We start from the raw sequence: 19,797 nt of genomic DNA, 5'->3' as shown, positions 1-19,797 counted from the left end.
TCTCGGCGCCTCCCGGGGTCTTTGGTCCCCCCGGTGCCGGGCGCGGCCCCGCCCCCGGGGGGGGGGGGGGGCCCTCGGCACGTTCGCCGCCCGGTACCGCGACCCGTACCCGGCCGGGTCGCACCGCGGACTACCGCAGGTGGGAGGTGTCGTTCAGCAGGCGCACGGAGGCGTTGCCGTCCGCGTAGTACGCCACCGCCGACAGCGAGGCCGCGGAGAGCTCCATCTTGAACAGGGCCTCCGGCGGGGCCCCGAGCGCGAGCCGCACCAGGGTCTTGACCGGGGTGACGTGCGTGACCAGCAGGACGGTTCGTCCGGCGTGCGCGGCCAGCAGCCGGTCGCGGGCGGCCGAGACCCGGCGGGCGACGTGGGCGAAGCTTTCGCCGCCGCCGGTGGGGGCGGCCTTCGAGGAGTCCAGCCAGGCCTGCAGGTCGTCCGGGAAACGCTCCTTGACCTCGGCGAAGGTCAGGCCCTCCCAGGCGCCGAAATCGGTCTCGCGCAGGTCCTGTTCCACGGTCACCGGCAGCCCGAGCCGGTCGGCGACGGCCTGCGCGGTCTCCCGGCAGCGGCGCAGCGGGGAACTGACGACGGCCTGGATCGTGCCGCGGCCGGCGAGGGCGGCGGCGACGGCCGCGGCCTGGCGGCGCCCGGCCGGGGACAGCTCGGGGTCGGTGCCGCCACTGCCCGAGAACCGCTTCTCGGGGGTGAGGGCGGTCTCCCCGTGCCTCAGCAGCACGAAGGTGGCGGGCGTGCCGAGGTCGGGCGCGGCCCAGCCGGCCGGCTGCGGGGCCGACCCGGCCACGGCCGGGGCGGCGGTTCCGTCCCGGCCGTCGCCGGAGCCCGCGGGCGCCGGCACTGCGGCGGGCGGGGAAGCCGGAGCAGCGGAGGGGCCTGCTGCCTGGCTGGTTGCCTGGCCGCGGCCGAACAGCGCGTCGGCGGCCTCCGTCTCGGCCAGGGACCCGCCGGCTCCCGCGGACCGCGCGCCGGCCAGCGCCGCACGGGCCGCGGCCGCGCCGGCGGCCTGGTCTCCGGGCGGACCCGCGGTCGGCGGGGTGGCCAGGGCCCGGGCCGCGCCGCGGTCCAGGGCGGCGGAGGAGGCCGAGGGGGACCACTGTTCGCCCCGCTTGCCCGCGTCCATCGCCTCGTTGGCGAGCCGGTCGGCGTGCTTGTTCCGCTCGCGCGGGATCCACTCGTAGACGACCTGCGCGGGCGGCAGGATCCGGGCCGCCGCGGCGGCCAGCGGCTTCATGTCCGGGTGCTTGATCTTCCAGCGGCCGGACATCTGCTCGACCACCAGCTTGGAGTCCATCCGGACGGTGACCCGTGCCTCCGGCGACAGCTCGCGGGCCGCCGCCAGACCCGCGATCAGGCCCTTGTACTCCGCCACGTTGTTGGTGGCCACACCGATGAACTCGGCGCGTTCGGCCAGTGCTTCACCGGTGGCCGCGTCCAGGACCACCGCGCCGTAGCCGGCGGGCCCCGGGTTGCCCCGGGATCCGCCGTCCGCTTCGACGATCAGCCGCATCAGATGCCCGAGTCGGCCGTACGGACCAGGATGCGGCCGCAGTTCTCGTGGCGCACGACCGTGTTGGCGGCCGCGGACTTCACCTCGTTGATCTCGGAGAGGTCCAGTTCGAGCTGGCAGCCCAGGCAGCGCTTCTGGTACAGCTTCGCGGCGCCGATCCCGGCCTGCTTGGCGCGGATCTTCTCGTACAGGGCGATCAGGTCGGCCGGGACGGAACCGACGACGATCTCGCGGTCCTTGGAGACGGCGGCCACCTCGGCGTCGATCCCGCCGGTCGCCGCGTTCCGGCGGGCCGTCGCGTCGTCCGTCTTCGACTGCAGCGCGGCGACCCGGTCGGTCAGCTCGGTGACCCGCTCCTGCGCGGACTCGCGGCGCTCCATGACCTCCAGGACCACGTCCTCCAGGTCGCCCTGGCGCTTGGCGAGCGAGACGATCTCGCGCTGCAGGTTCTCCAGGTCCTTGGGCGAGGTGACCGCGCCGGAGTCCAGGCGCTGCTGGTCGCGGGCGGCACGCTGGCGGACCTGGTCGACGTCCTGCTCCGCCTTGGTCTGCTCGCGGGCGGTGTCGCTCTCCTCGGTCTGCGCGGCGACGAGCAGGTCGCGCTGCTGGGTGAGGTCCTTCGTCAGGGAGTCGAGCTCGGCGTGCTCGGGCAGCGACTTGCGCTTGTGGGCGAGCTGCGACAGCCGGGTGTCCAGGGCCTGGACGTCGAGAAGTCGGATCTGGTCGGCGGGCTCGGCGTTCAGTTGGGGGCTCCAGGGATAGAGGGTGTGGTGGCGGACGGCGCGTGCACCGTCCAGGGGTCGGTGACCGTGCGCGACACGTGGGTACGCAGGCCCCAGCCGTGGCGCTCGGAGATCGCGTCGAGCTGGGCCGCGGCCTGCTCGCACCAGGGCCACTCGGTGGCCCAGTGGGCGGCGTCGACGAGGGCGAGCGGGCTCTGCTCGCGGGCCTCGGACACCGGGTGGTGGCGCAGGTCGGCGGTGAGGAAGGCGTCCACGCCGGCGGCCCGCACCTGGTCGAAGAGGCTGTCGCCGGAACCGCCGCTGACGGCGACCGTGCGGATCAGCGCGTCCGGGTCGCCGGCCACGCGGATGCCCTGCGCGGTGCGCGGCAGCCGGGCGGCGGCGCGGGCGGCGAACTCGCGCAGGGTCTCGGGGTGGTCCAGCTCGCAGATCCGGCCGAGGCCGCGGCGGCCCGCGGGGTCGGCCGGGTCGGGCACCAGGGGGCCGGTGACGCGCAGGTCGAGGGCGCCGGCCAGGGCGTCGGAGACGCCGGGGTCGGCGGTGTCGGCGTTGGTGTGCGCGACGTGCAGCGCGATGTCGTTCTTGATCAGGGTGTGCACGACGCGGCCCTTGAAGGTGCCGGCCTCGACGGTGGTGGTGCCGCGCAGGTAGAGGGGGTGGTGGGTGATGATCAGGTCGGCGCCCAGCTTCACCGCCTCGTCGGCGATCTCCTGGACCGGGTCGACCGCGAACAGGACCCGGGAGACCTCTGCGTCCGGGTCGCCGCAGACGGTTCCGACGGCGTCCCACTGCTCGGCCCGCGCGGGGGGCCAGAGGGAGTCGAGCGCGGCGATGACTTCAGAGAGACGAGGCACGGGCCAAGGCTACCGTCCGCCGCGGCCGCCCGACCGCCCGGCGATCACAGCAGGGGCCCCGACTCCTGCCCGGCGGGCCGGGCGGCGGGATCGGCGCGGGGTGGCCGCGGCCCTCACCCGCTCCTCGCCCCGCCCCCCACCCAGCCGCCACCCGGTCCTCACCCGGCCGCCACCCGGGCATCGCCCCGGCGTTCACCCGGCCGCCTCCCGGTCCTGACCCAGTCCCCGCCTGACCCTCACCCGGTGCTCGCCCCGGTCCTTGTCCGGTCCTCACCCAGTCCTCGCCCAGCAACCACCCGGTCCTGGCCGGGCGGGCGGCGGGAGCGGCGGGGGGGCGGCGGCGGGGGGCCGCAGCCCTCACCCGCTCCTCCCCGGCCCTCACTCGGTGCTCGCCCCGGCCCGTGTCCGGTCCTCACCCGGTCCTCGCCCGCTCCTCGCCCCGACCCTCACCCTGGCATCGCTTCAGCCCTCACCCGGACCTCACCCGGACCATCGCCCCAGCACAGTCGTCGCGCTGCGCACAGGGGAACCGTGGGGCCGCCACCCTTATGTGTGAAGCGGGAGGGCTCGTGTTGTTCGGCAGGAAGTGCGAAAACTAGCTTGCTCGCCGGAGGTGACGCACGGATGACTGCCTGTGCCGAAGCTACTGCCGAACGGCCCGCTGCCGACCGGGATCCCGCCGGGGAGGGGGAGACCGCCGGGGAACGGGAACCCGCCGCGGAAAGAGGATCCGCGCCGGAGGAAGGACCCGTGGCGGAGGGAGCACCCGCGGCGGACCGGGGATCCGCAGTGGACGCCGGGGCCGCGGGGGAGCGGGGATCCGTGGTGGACGGAGATGCCCCGTCGGACGGAGAGCCCGCGGGACCGGGGGGCGCGTCGTTCACGATCGCCGCGGACGGGTCCTACGCCGCCCGGCTCGCCGGGACCGGCGACGCCCGCTATCCGGAGCGCTGGACCCTGAGCGGGCCCGAGCCCTACGCGGTGCCGCTCCCGCTGGAGCAGCCCGAGGAGGCCGACAGCGAGGTGCTGCCGCTGGCCGACGGGCGGGTGCTGATCCACCGCCGGGTCGCGGACCGGCACGCCTTCGCCCTCCTCTATCCCACCGGCCCGGGCACCGGCGAGCTGGCACTCGGCTCGGTGGAGGCCGCCGAGGGGCTGCGCCTGCGGCTGCTGCCGCCCTCGCCGGACGGGTGCACGGCGTACGCGCTGGCCGTGGAGGGTACGTCGACCACGGTGTGGCGGGTGGCGGGCGGGACCGGCGGCCCGGAGCCGGTCGCCCGGATCGGGGGCCGCTGCTCCGGCGGGGTCTGGCTGGACCGGGCGGGCCGGCTGCTGGCCCTGGACCGCGAGCAGGACGGGCGGGTCAAGGCGGTCGCCGTGGACCTGGGGCGTGCGGGGGAGGTGTCGCCGCTGCTGCAGATCGCCGAGACCAGCGACGACCGGCTGCTGCTGGCCGACCCCGACAGCGGGCTGCTGCTGATCCGCTCGGACGCCCCGGGCGAGCAGCGGCTGGGCTGGGGCGTGCTGGGCAGCGCCCTGCCGGTCCGCTTCCCGGAGTGCCTGCGGGCCGTGGGGGCGACGGCGGTGCCGTTCGCGGTGCAGCCGGGGCAGGTGCTGATGCCGGAGAGTTGCGCGGTCGCCCTGCGCCTCACGCCCCCGGCGGCCGCAGAGGCCGGCACCGACGGCGCGGGCGGCATGGGCGGCGCGGGCTTCGGCGGCGGTGCGGGCTTCGGGGGCACGGGCGAGACCCTGGCCCTGTGGCGGCCCGCAGACCGGCAGGTGTTCCGGCTGGGCACCCCGGCGGGCTGGCTCGGCGGGGGCCTGTGGACCCCGGAAGGGCGCCTCCGCCTCCCCTACTCCACCCCGGCCGTCCCGTGCGGCGTCGCCTCGCTGGGCATGCCGCCGGCCCTGCCGGCCCCGGTCCGCATCGCCCCGCCCCCGGCGGCCCCGAAGCCGGTCCCGCTCCAGCAGGCCCCGCTCGCCGCGACGGCGTAGCACCGTCCGGCGGTGGGGGCCGCGAACGGCCCCCACCCCCACGGCCCCCACCCCCACGGCCACCGGGCGCTCGGAACCGGGTGCTCGGAACCGGATGCTCAGTCGTGCTTGAGGCCCAGCACCTCCACCGCGGCGAAGGTCTCCCCCGCCGGGCGGGACTCGTAGTGCGGGGTGAGCACCTCGTCGAGCTCCTCGAAGGAGAAGGACTCCTTGGTGGTGTCGAACTTCGCGGCCACCCGCGGGCGTTCCATCACGACCACGATCCCGCCGTGCACCACGAACAGCTGGCCGTTGGCCTTGGCCGAGGCCGGCGAGGCCAGGTAGCCGACCAGCGGGGAGACGTGCTCGGGCGCCAGCGGGTCCAGCTTCCCCTCCTCCGGGACCTGGAAGCCCGCGAAGACGTCCTCGGTCATCCGGGTGCGGGCCCGCGGGCATATCGCGTTCGCCGTGACCCCGTACTTCGCCAGGGCCAGCGCGGTGGAGGTGGTAAGGCCCACGATCCCGCCCTTGGCCGCCGCGTAGTTCGGCTGTCCGGCCGATCCGCCGAGGAACGCCTCCGAGGAGGTGTTGATGATCCGGCCGTAGACCGGGCCGCCCGCCGCCTTGGACCGCTCCCGCCAGTGCACCGACGCGAAGTGCGTGGTGTTGAAGTGGCCCTTGAGGTGGACCCGGATCACCGAGTCCCATTCCTCCTCCGACATCGAGAAGACCATCCGGTCGCGCAGGATGCCGGCGTTGTTGACCAGGATGTCGAGCTTGCCGAAGCTGCTCACGGCCAGCTCGACGAGCTCCCGCGCCCGGTCGAAGTCGGCCACGTCACCGAGGTGCGCGACCGCCCGGCCGCCGGCCGCCCGGATCTCGGCCACGACCTCCTCGGCCGGCGCGGCCGATGCCTCTCCGGAGCCGTCCCGGCCGGGCCGGCCGTAGTCGTTGACGACCACGCTCGCGCCGAGCCGGGCGAGTTCGACCGCCTCGGCCCGGCCGAGCCCGCGGCCGGCCCCCGTCACGACGGCGGAGAGTCCTTCGAGTGGCAGTGCCATGGAGCAGGTTCCTCTCGGGAAGCGTGCGTGCAAGCGGACGTTCGGGTCAGATTTCTATGCAGGTGCGCAGGGCCGTGCCGGTCCGCATCTGGTCCAGGGCGTCGTTGATCTCGGCGAGCTGCACCCGGTGGGTGATCAGGCCCGCCAGGTCGATCCGGCCCGCCCGCCACAGCGCGATGGTCCGCTCGTAGGAGCGGAGCACGTCCCCGCCGCCGTACATGGACGGCAGGATCCTCTTCTCGTCGAAGAACAGCGAGAACATGTTGATCTGGAAGTTGTCGTCGAGGGCGCCCGCGCCGACCACGACGACCGAGCCGCCGCGCCGGGTCATCTGGTACGCGGTCTGCGCGGTGGCCGACTTGCCGACCACCTCGAAGACGTAGTCGAAGCCCTCGCCGCCGGTGATGCGGTTCTTCGCGTCGTCGAATGCCTCGGGTGCCACCGCCTCGGTGGCACCGAACCGCAGCGCCGCCGCGCGCCGGGACTCCACCGGGTCGACGGCGACGACCTGCGCCGCGCCCTGCACCTTGGCTCCCTGGATGACGGAGATGCCGACGCCGCCGCAGCCGATGACGGCGACCGAGGAACCGGCCTCCACCTTCGCCGTGTTGATGGCCGCACCGAGGCCGGTGGTGACCCCGCAGCCGATCAGCGCGGCGATGTCGAAGGGCAGGTCGTCGGGGATCGGTATGGCGCACCCGGCGGGGACCACGACCTCCTCGGAGAAGGTTCCGGTGCCGGCGAAGCCGAAGACGTCCCCGGTGCCGCGCCGGAAGTTCGGGGTGGCCACGTTCCCGAAGCTCTCCAGGCAGAGGTGGCCCTGGCCGCGCTTGCAGGCGGGGCAGTGGCCGCACGGCGGCAGCCAGCAGACCAGGACCCGGTCGCCCTGCTTGTGGCTGGTCACCCCGTCCCCGACGTCGGTGATCACACCGGCGCCCTCGTGTCCGGGGACGAAGGGCGCCGGCTGCGGCAGCACGCCGTTCATCGCGGACAGGTCGGAGTGGCAGAGCCCGGTCGCCTTGATCCGGATCCTCACCTTGCCGGGGCCGAAGCCCACCGCCTGTATGTCCTCGACGACTTCGAGCTTGTCCTGGCCGATCTCGCTCTGCAGTGCTGCGCGCACGGTGCGGCTCCTAGGGTCGGTTCGGTCGTACGTGATCCCTTGCTGAGTTCCTTGCCCTCTGCCTTGCCGTCTGCCTTGCGCCGTCTGCCCCGCCGGCTTCGTCAGGCGTGCTCGACGACGGTGTCGGCGAGGACCGGCGCGTCGTCCCGGTCGGCGGCGGTCACCGACACCTGGACGCGGCCGGGCTCCTGCCACATCCGGATCCGCAGCGTCTCGCCGGGGAAGACGATCCCGGCGAACCGCGTGCGGTACGCCCTGACCCGGGACACGTCCCCGCCCAGGGCGGTGTCCACCACGGCCTTGAGGGTCATGCCGTACGAGCACAGGCCGTGCAGGATCGGCCGGTCGAAGCCAGCCAGCTTGGCGAACTCCGGGTCGGCGTGCAGCGGGTTCCAGTCGCCGGAGAGCCGGTAGAGGAGGGCCTGCTCCTCGCGGATCAGCCGCTCCTCGGTCCGGTCGGGCGCCCGCTCGGGCAGCTCCATCCGCTCGGAGGGCCCGCGTTCCCCGCCGAAGCCGCCCTCGCCGCGGACGAAGATCTGCGCGTCGGAGGTCCACAGCGGGCCGTCGGCGTCGGCGACCTCGGAGCGGAGCACGATGACGGCAGCCTTGCCCTTGTCGTAGACCGCGGCGACCTTGGAGCTGGACGTGGCCTCGCCCTTGACCGGGATCGGCCGGTGCAGCTCGATGGAGTGCCCGCCGTGCAGCACGGCGGCGAGGTTGACCTCGATCCCGGGCGCGCCCAGCCCGCCCAGCATGGCCATTCCGGCACCGGCCACGGTCGCGAAGCTCGGCAGCACGTGCAGCTTGGATTCGAGTGTGTACCGCAGCTCGTCCGGGTCGGTCGCCGGACGGCCGGCCCCCAGTCCGAGGTGGTAGAGCTGGATGTCCTTGTGGTCCCACTCGATCTCGCTGCGGCGGGGATCGGCGGCAAGGGCCCTGGCGGCATCGATCGGCATGAGGATGCTGCTCCTTGTTCCTCTTGGAAGACCCCGGTACGGCCGTCCGCACCGTCGGCCGCACCGGGGTCGTATGCGGACCGGAGCCCCGACACGTTCCTAGAACGCGTTCTATCTGCTCCGGTGAGGGAATGTATAACGCACCCCCCGGCACTTGTGAAGACTCCTGACGTCACGTCAGATCAGGCGCGGGGAACGGTCCTGACCTACCCTGGGCGGGTGGACGAAATGCCCCGGGACCCCCGCCCCGCCAAGTCCCTGCGGGTCCTGCTGGTCCCGCCCGACCCGGCCCTGGCCGTACTGCTCGGCCTCCAGCCGGACATCGAGGTGGTCCCCTCGACGCAACAGCGCCCGCAGGTGGCCCTGGTCGACTCGGTCGCCGCGGTCGAGGCCCTCGCGGCGGAGGCCCCGGAGTGCCGGGCCCTGGTCCTGACCGGCCGCGCCGTCCCGGGCCTGCCGGCCGCCGCCCTCGCCGCCGGCGCGGCGGGTCTGGTCCTCCGGGACGGCCCCGTGGAGGACCTGGCCCAAGCCCTCCGCGCCGCCTCGACCGGTGAAACGGTCATCGACCCCGCGCTGGAGCTCTGAGCCTCACTGTGGCAGCTCCTGCCGCGTGTGCTTCCCGCTTGCGTCGTACAGATCCACGAAATCGGGCTTCACCCATGCCTTCGCTCCCGCTATGAACCAGAGGCGATCGCTCTTGGGAACGCTCTGCAGCCTCGGCTCGCTCGTGGAGCCGTCCTTCCACGTGATCACCACACGCCGGAACTCCGGCTTGATCTGACCTACGGCCAGGGTGCGGAAGCGCTCCATCGCATCGCCGGGGCGATCCAGGTCTACCCTGTGAGACTGGATCAGCACTCCCGTCTGATCTGCCTCCACATCCGATGGTCCGTAGCTGAATATCCTCGGCTCCCGGAGCGGCGGCCCGTCGAAGTCGACATCGACCCACGGCCACGGCCCCTCTTTCGGCACCTCCCAGTCGGGTGGCAGGCTGGCCGGACGCTTCACGAACCTGATCGGGAAGCGCTGCACAGTGATCTTGGCGTGGAAGAGCACACCGGCAGCATCCACGCTGCCCAGGTCCGCGGTGACGGAGTCCTCCTCCGGCGGCTGCGGCACCGCCACCTCGGCGGGCCGGTCCTCCCGGGCCAGCGACACCGCCACCCCGCCCAGCGGAACGAGAACCGCCAGCGCCAGGGCACCCGACAACAGGGCCCGCCGGACCCGCCGGCGGCGGCCTCCCCGCATCAGGGCGTCCAGCGGGACCGCTCCCACGACGACTCCGTCGGCGGCGTGCGCCAGGCGCTCCGCCATCCGGTCCTGCTCCTGCGTGTCCATCGCCGTCATCCCGCGCTCGTCTCCCCCGCTCATCGGCCGACCACCGCCACCAGCGCGGGTATGGCCCGCAGTTTGGCGATCCCCTTGGCGGCGTTGCTCTTCACCGCGCCCACGGAACACCCCATCGCCGCAGCGGCCTGGGTCTCGCTCAGGTCCTCCCAGTACCGCAGCACCACTGCCTGGCGCTGCCTGAGCGGCAGTTCCGCCAAGCCGCGCATCAGTGCCGCACGGTCTTCCGCCTGGGCGATCCGGTCGCCCTTCTCCGGCCGGTCGGCGAGGGTCACGGACGGATCGTCCACACCTGGTGGCGCCAGGTCCTCTCTGAGCCGTCGCCGGAACTTCCGGGCATGCGTGTTGGCCAGCACCCGCCGCACGTACGCATCGGGATCGTCCGCCTGACTGACCTTCCGCCAGGACGCGTATACCTTCTCCATCGACGACTGCAGCAGGTCCTCGGCCGCGTGCTGCTCACCCGTCAGCAGGTACGCCGTCCGCATCAGCCTCGGCCACCTGCTCGTCACGAAGCCCTGGAACTCCTCGTCCAGCACTTGCTTCCGTCCCCCCATGGACTCCACCTCCTACCCTTCAGAGTCCATGGGCCTCCCCAACCGTTGCCTCCTCCCCCACCGCTCCCCGCCCGCCCCGGGCCCGTCAGCGCCCCGGCCCGTCAGCGTCGCAGCAGCGTCACCACCGCCGCGCCGCCCAGGCCGATGTTGTGGGCCAGGCCCACCCTCGCCCCGTCGACCTGGCGCGGGCCCGCCGTGCCGCGCAGCTGCCAGACCAGCTCCGCCGCCTGCGCCAGCCCGGTCGCGCCCAGCGGGTGGCCCTTGGAGATCAGCCCGCCCGACGGGTTGACCACCCAGCGCCCGCCGTACGTCGTCGCCCCCGACTCCACGAGCTTGCCCGAGGCGCCGTCCTCGCACATGCCCAGCGCCTCGTACGTCAGCAGCTCGTTGACGGAGAAGCAGTCGTGCAGCTCGATCACGTCCACGTCCTCGATGCCGAGCCCGGACCGCTCGTACACCTGCCGTGCGGCCGCCGCCGTCATCGGCTTGCCGACCACGTCGATGCAGGAACCGGAGGCGAAGGAATCGGGCGTGTCCGTGGTCATCGCCTGGGCGACGATCTCCACGGCCCTGTCGTGCAGCCCGTGCTCGACGACGAAGCGTTCCGACACCACCAGGGCCGCCGCCGCGCCGTCCGAGGTCGGCGAGCACTGGAGTTTGGTCAGCGGCCGGTGGATCTCCTTCGCCGCCAGGATCTCCTCCACCGTGTACACGTCCCGGAACTGCGCGTTCGGGTTGTCCGCGCTGTGCCGGTGGTTCTTCGCGGCGACCGCCGCCAGCTGCGCCGCGGTCGTCCCGTACCGGTCCATGTGCTCGCGCGCCGCGTTCCCGAAGATCTGCGCGGTGGGCGGGGACATGTCGAAGCCGTGCCCGGCCGCCATGATCCCGTAGTGCCGGGCGACGGGGGAGGTCTTGAAGTCGCCGCCGTCGGCGCCCCCGCCCAGCGCCCCGCGCTTCATCTTCTCGAAGCCGAGGGCCAGCACGCAGTCGTTCAAGCCGCCCTCGACGAACTGCCGGGCCATCATCAGCGCCGTCGACCCGGTCGCGCAGTTGTTGTTGACGTTGTAGACGGGCACCCCGCTCAGCCCCAGCTCGTACGCCGCCCGCTGACCGGCGGTAGACGCCTGGAAGCAGTAGCCCACCGGCACCTGCTCCACCCGCCCGTAGTCGATCCCGGCGTCCGCGAGCGCCGCTTCCCCGGCCTCCTTCGCCATGTCCCAGTACTGCCAGTCCCGGGACTCGGGCTTCTCGAACTTCGTCATGCCTACGCCCACGATGTACGACTTCATACCCGCAACAGCTCCTAGTCCCTCGGTCAGTCCCTCGGTCAGTCCCTGGGCAGGCCGAGGATCCGCTCGGCCACGACGTTCAGCTGCACCTGCGTGGTCCCGCCGGCGATGGTCAGGCAGCGCGACATCAGCACCCCGTGCACCGCCCGCTCCCCCACGCCCTCGCACACCGCCCCGGCCGGCCCGAGCAGCTCCAGCGCGAGTTCCGCCGTCCGCTGCTGGTGCGGGGTCTGCACGAGCTTCCGTACGGAGGCACCCGCGCCCGGCTCCAGCCCGGACACCTGCTGCAGGGTGGTGCGCAGCCCGATGCAGGCCAGCGCGTGCGCCTCGGCCGCCAGCGCGCCGATCCGGGCCCGGTGGGCCCCGTCCAGTTCGGCGGAGCGCGCGATCAGCGCCTCCAGCCCGGTGTCGAAGGTCATCTGGTCGGCCATGTGGACGCGTTCGTTGCCGAGCGTGTTGCGGGCCACCCTCCAGCCGCCGTCCGGCTCGCCCACCAGCGCCTCCGCCGGGAGCGGCACGTCGTCGAAGTACACCTCGTTGAACAGGGCCTCGCCGGTGATCTCCTTCAGCGGCCGGATGTCGATGCCCGGGGTGTTCTTCATGTCGACGACGAAGTAGCCGAGTCCCTTGTGCTTGGGGGCCTCCGGATCCGTACGGGCGAGCAGGATCCCGAAGTCCGCGGTGTGGGCGGAACTCGTCCACACCTTCTGCCCGTTCACCAGCCATCCGCCCTCCGCACCGCGTTCCGCCCTGGTCCGCAGCGAGGCCAGGTCCGAGCCGGCCCCCGGCTCGGAGAACAGCTGGCACCAGGTGATCTCGCCGCGCAGGGTGGGCAGGACGTAGCGCTCCCGCTGCTCCGGGGTGCCGTAGGCGAGGAGTGAGGGCACCACCCAGGTGGCGATGCCGAGTTCGGCGACCTTCACCCCGGCGGCGGCCAGCTCCTGCTGTACGACGAGCTGCTCGACGGGGCCCGCCCCCAGCCCGTACGGCGGCGGCAGGTACGGCGCCGCGTAGCCGGTGGGCGCGAGCACGCGCCGCGCGGTGGCCGGGTCCAGGCCGCGCGCGTCCCGGATGGCCTCGCGCGCCCTGGTCCGGTACGCCTCCGCCTCGTCGGGCAGCTCCAGCCGCAGTTCGCGCCGCGCCCCGGCGGCCGCCAGCCGTACGGCGCGCACCCGGTGGCCGTCGCCGGCGCCGAGCAGCTGCCGGGCGGCGAGGGCCCGGCGGAGGTACAGGTGCGCGTCGTGTTCCCAGGTGAACCCGATGCCGCCGAGGACCTGGATGCAGTCCTTGGTGCAGGACCAGGCGGCGTCCAGCGCGGTCCCGGCGGCGAGCGCCGCGACCAGCGCCCGGACGTCGGCGGCCTCCTCCGCGCCGGTGCCAGCGCCGGCGCCGACACCGGCACCCGCACCCGCACCCGCACCCGCACCCGTCGCGATCGTCCCGGTCCCGGTCCCGGTCTCCATCACCGTCACGGCGTCCCAAGCGAGCGCGCGGGCCTGCTCGACCCGGACCAGCATGTCCGCGCACAGGTGCTTGATCCCCTGGAACTGCCCGATGGGCCGCCCGAACTGCTCGCGCACCTTGGCGTAGGAGGCGGCCGTGCGCAGCGCCCAGGCCGCCGTTCCGCACGCGTCGGCGGCGAACAGGGCGCAGGCCAGGTCCCGTACGAGCGCGGCGTCGAGGGCGAGCAGCCGACCGGCCGGTACGGCGGCCCCGCGCGCCCGCACCTCGGCGGTCGGCCGGGTGGGGTCGGCGCTGTCGTGCGTACGGACGTCCAGCTCGGCGGCGTCCACGGCGAACCACAGGGTGCCGTGCGCGGCCTCGGCCGCGAGGATCACGAGATCGGCCTCGCCGGCCGCTAGCACCGGGGGCGCGCTCCCGTCGAGCAGGTATCCGCCCCCCTCGACGGCCACGGCGGTCATGCTGCCGGGCCCGAGTGCGACGGCTCCGATGCGGCTGCCGTCGGCGAGGGCGGCGCAGAGCTCCTCGGCACCGGCCCGCCGCAGCAGCGCGGACGCGAGCGCACTGGGCAGGAACGGTCCGGGCAGCGCACCCAGCGCGGCCTCCTCGACGACGACGGCGAGATCGAGCAGGGTCCCGCCCTCCAGGTGCGGGGCGAGCAGCCCCTGTGCGGCGAGCGCGTCCCACCAGGGGGGCCGGCCGCCGTTCCGCGGCGGACCGTCGAGCAGCTTCCGCACGTCCTCGGGCGGCACGGTCCGCGCGACCCACCCGCGCACGGCCCCGGCCAGCTCCCGGTGCTCTTGCGTGATTCCGATGCCCATGCGCGGCAGAGTAGAACACGTTCCAATCTGACGGAAGGTCAGATACGCGGGTTCTTGCACGCCCCCTCGGCACGGTCCGGCCGGCGGCTACTCCTCACGCCACAACGGGGCGAGGGGGTCCGAGGCGAGCGGGACCGGCTCGGCCAGCGCCTCGTCGTAGGCCGGGCGCGGGAAGACGTACGGCCCCAGGGGCAGTTCGCCCCACTGCGGCCGGTGGGGCTGGCGGAACCCGGACCAGGTGACCTCCGTCGCCGCGACACGGACCGTGGCGAGCAAGGGCCAGCAGTCGTCGATCCCGCACGGACAGCCCAGCAGGAACTGGGCATCGGTGTCCTCGTGGCGGAGGTGCGGCGGGGCGTCGCCCAGGAAGTGTGCCCGGGCCCGAGCGCCGTCGGCGTCCTCGTCCAGGTGCAGGGGGGCGTGCTGGCGCAGCAGGAACTCGTCGCGCTCCTGCGGGGTGTCGTCGTCCTCGTCGTCCTCGTCGAGCTCGCTGCTCCAGAGAGCGCGGGTCGCGTCCGCGACGAGGACGCGCAGGTCGGTGCCGTCGATACGGATGCCCCAGGCCATGAGGTGCGGGAATCCGGGGTGGGGGTGGCGCAGGAACTCCACCCGGTGCGTGACGGTGGCGGTCGGCTGGTTCATGCGCCCATCCTGCGGCTTGCGCCTGACCGGCACCACGGAGTATCGCCGCGACGGGGCCGGCCCCGCTGCCGACAGGGCCCGCTCCCGGCCAGGCCCGGGCCGTTCAGTGCGGTACGGCGGCCAGCGCGGACCGGGCCATGCCTTTTGCCTCGTTCTCGCAGCTCTCGACGGTGGGGCGGCCCTGCGCGCCCAGGGTGACGTTCACCCGCAGGTTCCCGTCGCGGACGACGAGCCGACAGGAGCCGGCCTCTTCGGTCCATCCCCAGAACGCCTCGTCACCGAAGCCGAGGCCGGTCACCCGCCGCCCCTCCCGGGCCTCCGCGGCGAACGCCTGCTGCTGGGCCTCGGTGGCCGAGCGGGCTCCGGTACCGCCGCCCGTGCGCTTCAGTTTCCAACTGACCCACCTGGTCATGTCGTCCCCGGCGTACCAGGTGCAGCCGGTGCTCGCCTCGGCCGGGTTCTCGTCGTGGTCGTCCTCCTCCGTGGTCCGGCCCGGGGGCAGGCTGCCGGCCATCTCCGTACAGGAGGGCACCCTCCAGTACTTGGCAGTCCCGCCCAGGTCCCCCTCCGGCCGTGCGGTCCCGCCCGACGAGGGCGAACCGCTCGGCGCGGGCGTGCCGCCCGCCGGCCCCGACGGCTTCCCGGACCCGTCCACGGCCCGGGGCGACGTCGGCTCGTCCCCGTCCGGCCAGAGCGCGCTCACGCCGATCCCGGCGCCGACCGCCACCAGTACCCCGACCGCTGCCAGCACCATCCGCCGCCGCGCGGGGGTCCGCGGTGCGAAGGTCCGCGGTGCGGGGGCATTGCCGGGCGCGGTCACGGGCCGGGGACCGGGCAGCGGCACCGGCCCGGGCTCCGGGGCCCGGCCGGGTGCGTCACGGACCCCTGCCGCAGAGGCGGTCACAGCCCCGGGATCGGCACCGGCCACGGGGGCGGGGGCGTGGGGAGGGGCAGGGGCAGGGGCAGGGGCAAGGGCGGGGCCAGGCTCGGGCGCAGCCGCGGGAACAGCGCCAGGCGCGGAGGCGGGAGCAGGTGCGGAAGGGGGCGCGGGAGCGGGAGCAGGACCGGAAGCAGGCGCAGCGCCGGGAGCGGGGGCGGGCACGGAAGCGGGCGCAGGCGCGGGAGCGGAAACAGGCGCAGGCCCGGGAGCAGCAACGGGCCCGGCTGAAGGATCGGTCCCGGCGCCGTGCACGGGCGCAGCCGAAGGCTCGGCGCCGGCGCCGTGCCCGGACGCGGCCGAAGGCTCGGCGCCGGCGCCGGGCACGGGCCCTGCCGGCGCGCCGGACCCGGCGGCGGGTGGGGCGGACCCGGCGGCGGGTGCGCCGGGTTGCGGTGGCGAGTCCGGGGACGGGGCGTCGAGCAGCCGGTCGATGGCCGCCCGCTGCGCGGCGATCAGCCCGTACACCGCGGGCGGCCACTGCCGGCCCACCGGGGCGACCGGCCCCAGGAGTTCGAGCAGTTGCGCCGGTGTCGGCCGGGCCCCCGGATCCTTGGCCATGCACCTCGCGATGACCGGCCGCAGCGCCGGCGGCACCGCGCTCAGGTCCGGCTCCGCGTGCACCACGTCGTAGAGGGTCTGCAGGGTCGACGACGCGGCGAACGGACTCCGGCCGGTGGTGGCCATGACCAGGACGGAGCCCAGCGAGAACATGTCGCTCGCCGCCGTCAGCTCCCTGCTCTCGGCCTGTTCCGGCGACATGAACGCGGGCGAGCCGATCACCCACCCGGTCCGCGTGAGCCCGGTGCTGCCCTCTCCCTCGGCCGCCCGCGCGATGCCGAAGTCGATGACCCGTACGCCGTCCTCGGCGAGCAGGACGTTGTCGGGCTTGAGGTCCCGGTGGATCAGCCCGGCCCCGTGCACCTCCTCCAGCGCCGTGGCCAGTCCGGCCGCGAGCCGGCGGACCAGCCCCTCCGGCAGCGTCCCGACGGCCTCCACGGCCGCCCCCAGCGAAGGCCCGGCCACGAACACCGAGGCCAGCCACGGCGACGGCGCGTCCGCATCGGCCTCGATCACGGCCGCCGTGTACGCACCGGACACCCTGCGCGAGGCCGCGACCTCACGCCGGAACCGCGCCCGGAACCCGTCGTCGTGCGCGAACCGGGCGTGCACCTGCTTGACCGCGACGAGCCGCCCGTCCGGAGCGGCCCCGAGCTGCACCCGCCCCATGCCGCCCTGTCCCAGCACGGCGAGCATCCTGTAACGCCCCACGCGCTCGGGATCGTCCGGCCCCAATGCCTGCATGGCCACTCCCCCTGTCCCTTCCCCTGCCCGCCCCTACGGCTCCCGGTGGTGCCACATCCGCATCCAAGCGCCACCGGAACCCGCGCGCAGCAGGATGGCAGAATCGTGATCATCGGGCCATACCGGCGGGCAGTCGGCGGCTCAGCGGGGTACGGCGGCAACGGCGGCACGAGCGAGGTCCTCCGCCTGTTTGCGGCAGTCCCAGTCCTCCGTGACGGCCACCCGCACGACGAGCTCGGCGTCACGGACCGCGAGCGCGCACCCCTGCCGCACCCCCGGCTCCTCCCAGTACGCCTCGTCACCGAAGCCGAGACCGGGAGCCGGCTGAAGCGTCGTGGTCGTCGACCGCCGGAACTCGTCCCGCTGGACCGCCGCCGCGTCGGCGGCACCGTTGCCCGCGAGCTGCAGGTGCCAGCGGACCACCCGGCTCGCGGGGTTGAGGTCGTACGACCCCTCGCCCCAGGCGCAACTCACCTGCACCCGGGCGGCCTCCGCGTAACGGAAGTCACGGGTCTCCATCCGGCCGGGCGGCAGCTTCGCGGCCATCTCCGCACAGGTCCCCAGCCGGCGCCGGCTCGCACCCGCCCCCTGACCCGTCACCTGACCCGTCACCTGGCCGGACGCCGTCGGGCCCGCCCCCTGCTTCCCTTGGTCGGTGCGGCCGCCGTCCCCTTCGGGCAACAGCAGGGCCACCCCCACACCGACGGCCGCCACGAGCAGTCCCGCGACCACGATCGCGGCGGGCCGACGCAGGCCCCTGCGGTACGGCGGCGCGTCCCGGCGGGCCGGCCCGGACGAGTCAGCGGGCTCGGACGAGTCGGCCGGCCCGGACGAGTCGGCCGGCCCGGACGAGTCGGCGGGCTCGCCCCGGGACTCCGTACGGAGGCCGGACTCTGACTCCGGCCCGGAGTCGGGCCCGGGGCCGGGCCCGGGCTCCGGAGCGGGCGGGACCGGAGGCCGCGCCGGGACTCGCGGCGCCGTCCGGGTCCGGAACTCCGCACCGGAAGCGGCCCCTTCCCCGGCACGGGACACTTCCCTGGCCCCGAGCCGGTCCTCGGCCCCGAGCCCGGCCCCACTCCCGGCCCCGCTCCCGGCCCCAGGCCCGCTCCCGACCCCGCTCCCGGCCCCGGACCGCGGGTCCACCGCCGCCGTATGGCCGGGTCCGCTCCCCAGCACGCGGTCGATCTCCGTCCGCTGGGCGGCGAGCATCCCGTACACCCCGGCCGGCCAGTGCCGCCCCGCCGGGGCCACCGGCCCGAGGAGCGCCAGCAGTTCCACCGGCGAGGGCCGGGCGGCCGGGTCCTTGGCCAGGCACCACTCGACGGCGCCCCTCAGACCCTCCGGTACGGCGCTCAGGTCGGGCTCTTCGTGCACCACGTTGTTCAGCGTCCGCAGGGTCGTGGCCGCGGCGAACGGGCTCCGCCCGGTGGCCGCCAGGACCAGGACCGACCCCAGCGAGAACACGTCGCTCGCCGCCGTGACCTCCCTGCTCTCCGCCTGCTCCGGCGACATGAACGCGGGCGAGCCGATCACCCACCCGGTCCGCGTCAGCCCGAGGTCGTCCCCGCTCTCCGCCACGCGCGCGATCCCGAGGTCGATCACGCGGACCCCGTCCTCCGCGAGCAGCACGTTGTCCGGCTTCAGGTCCCGGTGGATCAGCCCCGCCCGGTGGATCTCCGCGAGGGCGGACGCCAGTCCGGCCGCCAGCCGGTGCACCACCCCCTCCGGCAGTACGCCGACCCGCTCGACCACCGCTCCGAGCGAGGGACCGGGGACGAACACCGAGGCCAGCCAGGGCGTCGGGGCGTCCGCATCGGCCTCGATCACGGCCGCCGTGTACGCTCCGGACACCTTCCGGGACGCCTCCACCTCACGCCGGAACCGGGCCCGGAACCCGTCGTCGTCGGCGAACTGCGCCAGCACCTGCTTGACCGCGACCAGCCGCCCGTCGGGCGCGACCCCGAGCAGCACCCGTCCCATCCCGCCCCGGCCGAGCACCGCGACCACCCGGAACGGCCCCACCTGTTCGGGCCCCGAGGGCCCCAACTCCTGCATCCCGCGCCTCCCCCGCCGCTGCGGGTGGCGATCATATGAGACGGGCGCCACGGGCAGGGGCGGTTCGGGCGGACGTACACGAACTCCCCTCCGAGGACCGGCAGCACGGGGATCCGGCGGACCGGCGCCCCCGGTCCGGCCCACAGGCCCGGCCCACAGGCCCGCCCCACCAGGCGGCCCGCGCGCACGCACCCCCGCCGTGCACCCCCGCCGTGCACCCCCGCCGTGCACCCCTACCACCCGGTAAGGCAGCATGGGCCGCCCATCCACCACGCACCGCCGGAGGCACCATGGCCGCCGCCCCCAAGCCGGAGATCCTCGCCGCCTTCGAAGCGGCCAAGGGGTTCATGCCCGTACGCGAGGGCCTCGCGCTGTACGAAGCCGCGGCCGCAGCCGCGCAGCTCGGCCTGCCGCTCCTGGAGGTCGGCACGTACTGCGGGCGCTCGACCATCCTGCTCGCCGACGCCGCCCGCGAGGCGGGGGTCGCCGCGATCACCGTCGACCACCACCGGGGCAGCGAGGAGCAGCAGCCTGGCTGGGAGTACCACGACCCGACCGTCGTGGACCCGGAGATCGGCCTGATGGACACCCTGCCGACCTTCCGCCGGACCCTCCACCGGGCCGGCCTGGAGGACCACGTGATCGCGATCGTCGGCCGGTCCCCGCAGGTCGCCGCGACCTGGGGCGGCCCGCTCGGCTTCGTCTTCATCGACGGCGGCCACACCGACGAGCACGCGACGGGTGACTACGAGGGCTGGGCCCCGCACCTGGCCGAGGGCGGCGTCCTCGCCATCCACGACGTGTTCCCGAACCCGGAGGACGGCGGCCAGGCCCCGTACCGCGTCTACTGCCGCGCCCTGGCTTCCGGCGCCTTCGAGGAGATCTCGGTGACCGACTCGCTCCGGATCCTGCGCCGTACGGCTCCCGCCCCGGCGATCTAGGGAGCGCGGGGCGGAGGAGCGGAGCCTGGACGGGGGCGTGCGGGGCTCCGCCTGGACGGCATCGCAGGGGTGCCCGGGGGCTGCCCGTCAGTCCTCACTGTCCTTCCGTGACGGCCGCCGGCGTCAAGGGCGCTCCTTCGTCGCGTCGCCCGGAGGGCGATGGCCCGTTGGGCCACCCTTGACCCCGACGACCGTCACGGAACGAC

The 19,797-nt window shown here is 74.7% G+C and carries 16 protein-coding genes; 3 read left to right on the top strand and 13 right to left on the bottom strand.

The genetic code is table 11. The annotated features are described in order from the left end of the window. Positions 1–130: 130 nt before the first annotated feature. The 3 genes from AB0O36_RS16615 to AB0O36_RS16605 are packed head-to-tail and all read right to left on the bottom strand — an operon-like array spanning position 131 to position 3,122. A complete protein-coding gene (locus tag AB0O36_RS16615; RefSeq protein ID WP_365110587.1) occupies positions 131–1,528 on the bottom strand; it encodes a bifunctional RNase H/acid phosphatase in 1,398 nt (465 codons plus the stop codon). Then, on the bottom strand, positions 1,525–2,268 hold the full coding sequence (locus tag AB0O36_RS16610; RefSeq protein WP_365110585.1) for a C4-type zinc ribbon domain-containing protein: 744 nt from the start codon (positions 2,266–2,268) through the stop codon (positions 1,525–1,527). Before AB0O36_RS16610 ends, AB0O36_RS16615 begins: the two co-directional genes overlap by 4 nt. Further along, on the bottom strand, positions 2,265–3,122 hold the full coding sequence (locus AB0O36_RS16605; RefSeq protein WP_365110191.1) for a Nif3-like dinuclear metal center hexameric protein: 858 nt from the start codon (positions 3,120–3,122) through the stop codon (positions 2,265–2,267). The genes AB0O36_RS16610 and AB0O36_RS16605 overlap by 4 nt, the downstream gene beginning before the upstream one ends. A gap of 825 nt (positions 3,123–3,947) precedes the next feature. Between AB0O36_RS16605 and AB0O36_RS16600 the strand changes: the two genes are divergently transcribed. Beyond that, complete coding sequence (locus tag AB0O36_RS16600) at positions 3,948–5,117, top strand: hypothetical protein (RefSeq protein ID WP_365110582.1); 1,170 nt, start codon at positions 3,948–3,950, stop codon at positions 5,115–5,117. Between the two features lie 98 nt (positions 5,118–5,215). Here AB0O36_RS16600 and AB0O36_RS16595 read toward each other — a convergent pair whose 3' ends face one another. The 3 genes from AB0O36_RS16595 to AB0O36_RS16585 all read right to left on the bottom strand — a co-directional run bounded on the left by AB0O36_RS16595 (position 5,216) and on the right by AB0O36_RS16585 (position 8,236). Beyond that, positions 5,216–6,157 carry a 3-oxoacyl-ACP reductase gene (locus tag AB0O36_RS16595; RefSeq protein ID WP_365110188.1) on the bottom strand — a complete coding sequence of 314 codons (942 nt, stop codon included), beginning with the start codon at positions 6,155–6,157 and terminating at the stop codon, positions 5,216–5,218. A 46-nt stretch (positions 6,158–6,203) separates the two neighbouring features. After that, positions 6,204–7,280 (bottom strand): Zn-dependent alcohol dehydrogenase, encoded by a 1,077-nt coding sequence (locus AB0O36_RS16590; RefSeq protein ID WP_365110185.1) that lies wholly within the window; start codon positions 7,278–7,280, stop codon positions 6,204–6,206. A gap of 101 nt (positions 7,281–7,381) precedes the next feature. After that, positions 7,382–8,236 (bottom strand): MaoC/PaaZ C-terminal domain-containing protein, encoded by an 855-nt coding sequence (locus AB0O36_RS16585; protein ID WP_365110182.1) that lies wholly within the window; start codon positions 8,234–8,236, stop codon positions 7,382–7,384. 228 nt (positions 8,237–8,464) lie between these two features. Between AB0O36_RS16585 and AB0O36_RS16580 the strand changes: the two genes are divergently transcribed. Beyond that, complete coding sequence (locus AB0O36_RS16580; RefSeq protein WP_365110580.1) at positions 8,465–8,821, top strand: DNA-binding response regulator; 357 nt, start codon at positions 8,465–8,467, stop codon at positions 8,819–8,821. 3 nt (positions 8,822–8,824) lie between these two features. Here the strand turns inward: AB0O36_RS16580 and AB0O36_RS16575 are convergent, their stop codons facing one another. The 7 genes from AB0O36_RS16575 to AB0O36_RS16545 form a co-directional block, all read right to left on the bottom strand. Continuing rightward, positions 8,825–9,574 carry a hypothetical protein gene (locus AB0O36_RS16575; protein ID WP_365110179.1) on the bottom strand — a complete coding sequence of 250 codons (750 nt, stop codon included), beginning with the start codon at positions 9,572–9,574 and terminating at the stop codon, positions 8,825–8,827. Positions 9,575–9,603: 29 nt separating this feature from the next. Next, positions 9,604–10,140, bottom strand: coding sequence for a SigE family RNA polymerase sigma factor (locus AB0O36_RS16570; RefSeq protein ID WP_365110176.1), 537 nt, complete (start codon positions 10,138–10,140; stop codon positions 9,604–9,606). 101 nt (positions 10,141–10,241) lie between these two features. After that, positions 10,242–11,429 carry a lipid-transfer protein gene (locus AB0O36_RS16565; protein WP_365110173.1) on the bottom strand — a complete coding sequence of 396 codons (1,188 nt, stop codon included), beginning with the start codon at positions 11,427–11,429 and terminating at the stop codon, positions 10,242–10,244. A 38-nt stretch (positions 11,430–11,467) separates the two neighbouring features. Continuing rightward, positions 11,468–13,711, bottom strand: coding sequence for an acyl-CoA dehydrogenase (locus AB0O36_RS16560; protein WP_365110170.1), 2,244 nt, complete (start codon positions 13,709–13,711; stop codon positions 11,468–11,470). Between the two features lie 87 nt (positions 13,712–13,798). Continuing rightward, a complete protein-coding gene (locus AB0O36_RS16555; protein WP_365110167.1) occupies positions 13,799–14,353 on the bottom strand; it encodes a hypothetical protein in 555 nt (184 codons plus the stop codon). Positions 14,354–14,456: 103 nt separating this feature from the next. After that, positions 14,457–16,595 (bottom strand): protein kinase, encoded by a 2,139-nt coding sequence (locus AB0O36_RS16550; RefSeq protein WP_365110166.1) that lies wholly within the window; start codon positions 16,593–16,595, stop codon positions 14,457–14,459. A 141-nt stretch (positions 16,596–16,736) separates the two neighbouring features. Then, the gene (locus AB0O36_RS16545; RefSeq protein ID WP_365110163.1) at positions 16,737–18,650 is read right to left on the bottom strand and encodes a serine/threonine-protein kinase; all 1,914 of its coding nucleotides are present in this window, start codon (positions 18,648–18,650) and stop codon (positions 16,737–16,739) included. 290 nt (positions 18,651–18,940) lie between these two features. On the opposite strand from AB0O36_RS16545, the gene AB0O36_RS16540 reads away from it, so the two are divergent. Next, positions 18,941–19,591 (top strand): class I SAM-dependent methyltransferase, encoded by a 651-nt coding sequence (locus tag AB0O36_RS16540; protein ID WP_365110160.1) that lies wholly within the window; start codon positions 18,941–18,943, stop codon positions 19,589–19,591. Positions 19,592–19,797 lie beyond the last annotated feature (206 nt).

Source organism: Streptomyces sp. NPDC089799 (genome assembly GCF_040684755.1).
In the GTDB taxonomy this organism is placed as follows: Bacteria; Actinomycetota; Actinomycetes; order Streptomycetales; family Streptomycetaceae; genus Streptomyces.
The sequence above is the reverse complement of the archived record's forward strand: the minus strand, read 5'-3'. Positions and strand labels throughout refer to the sequence as shown.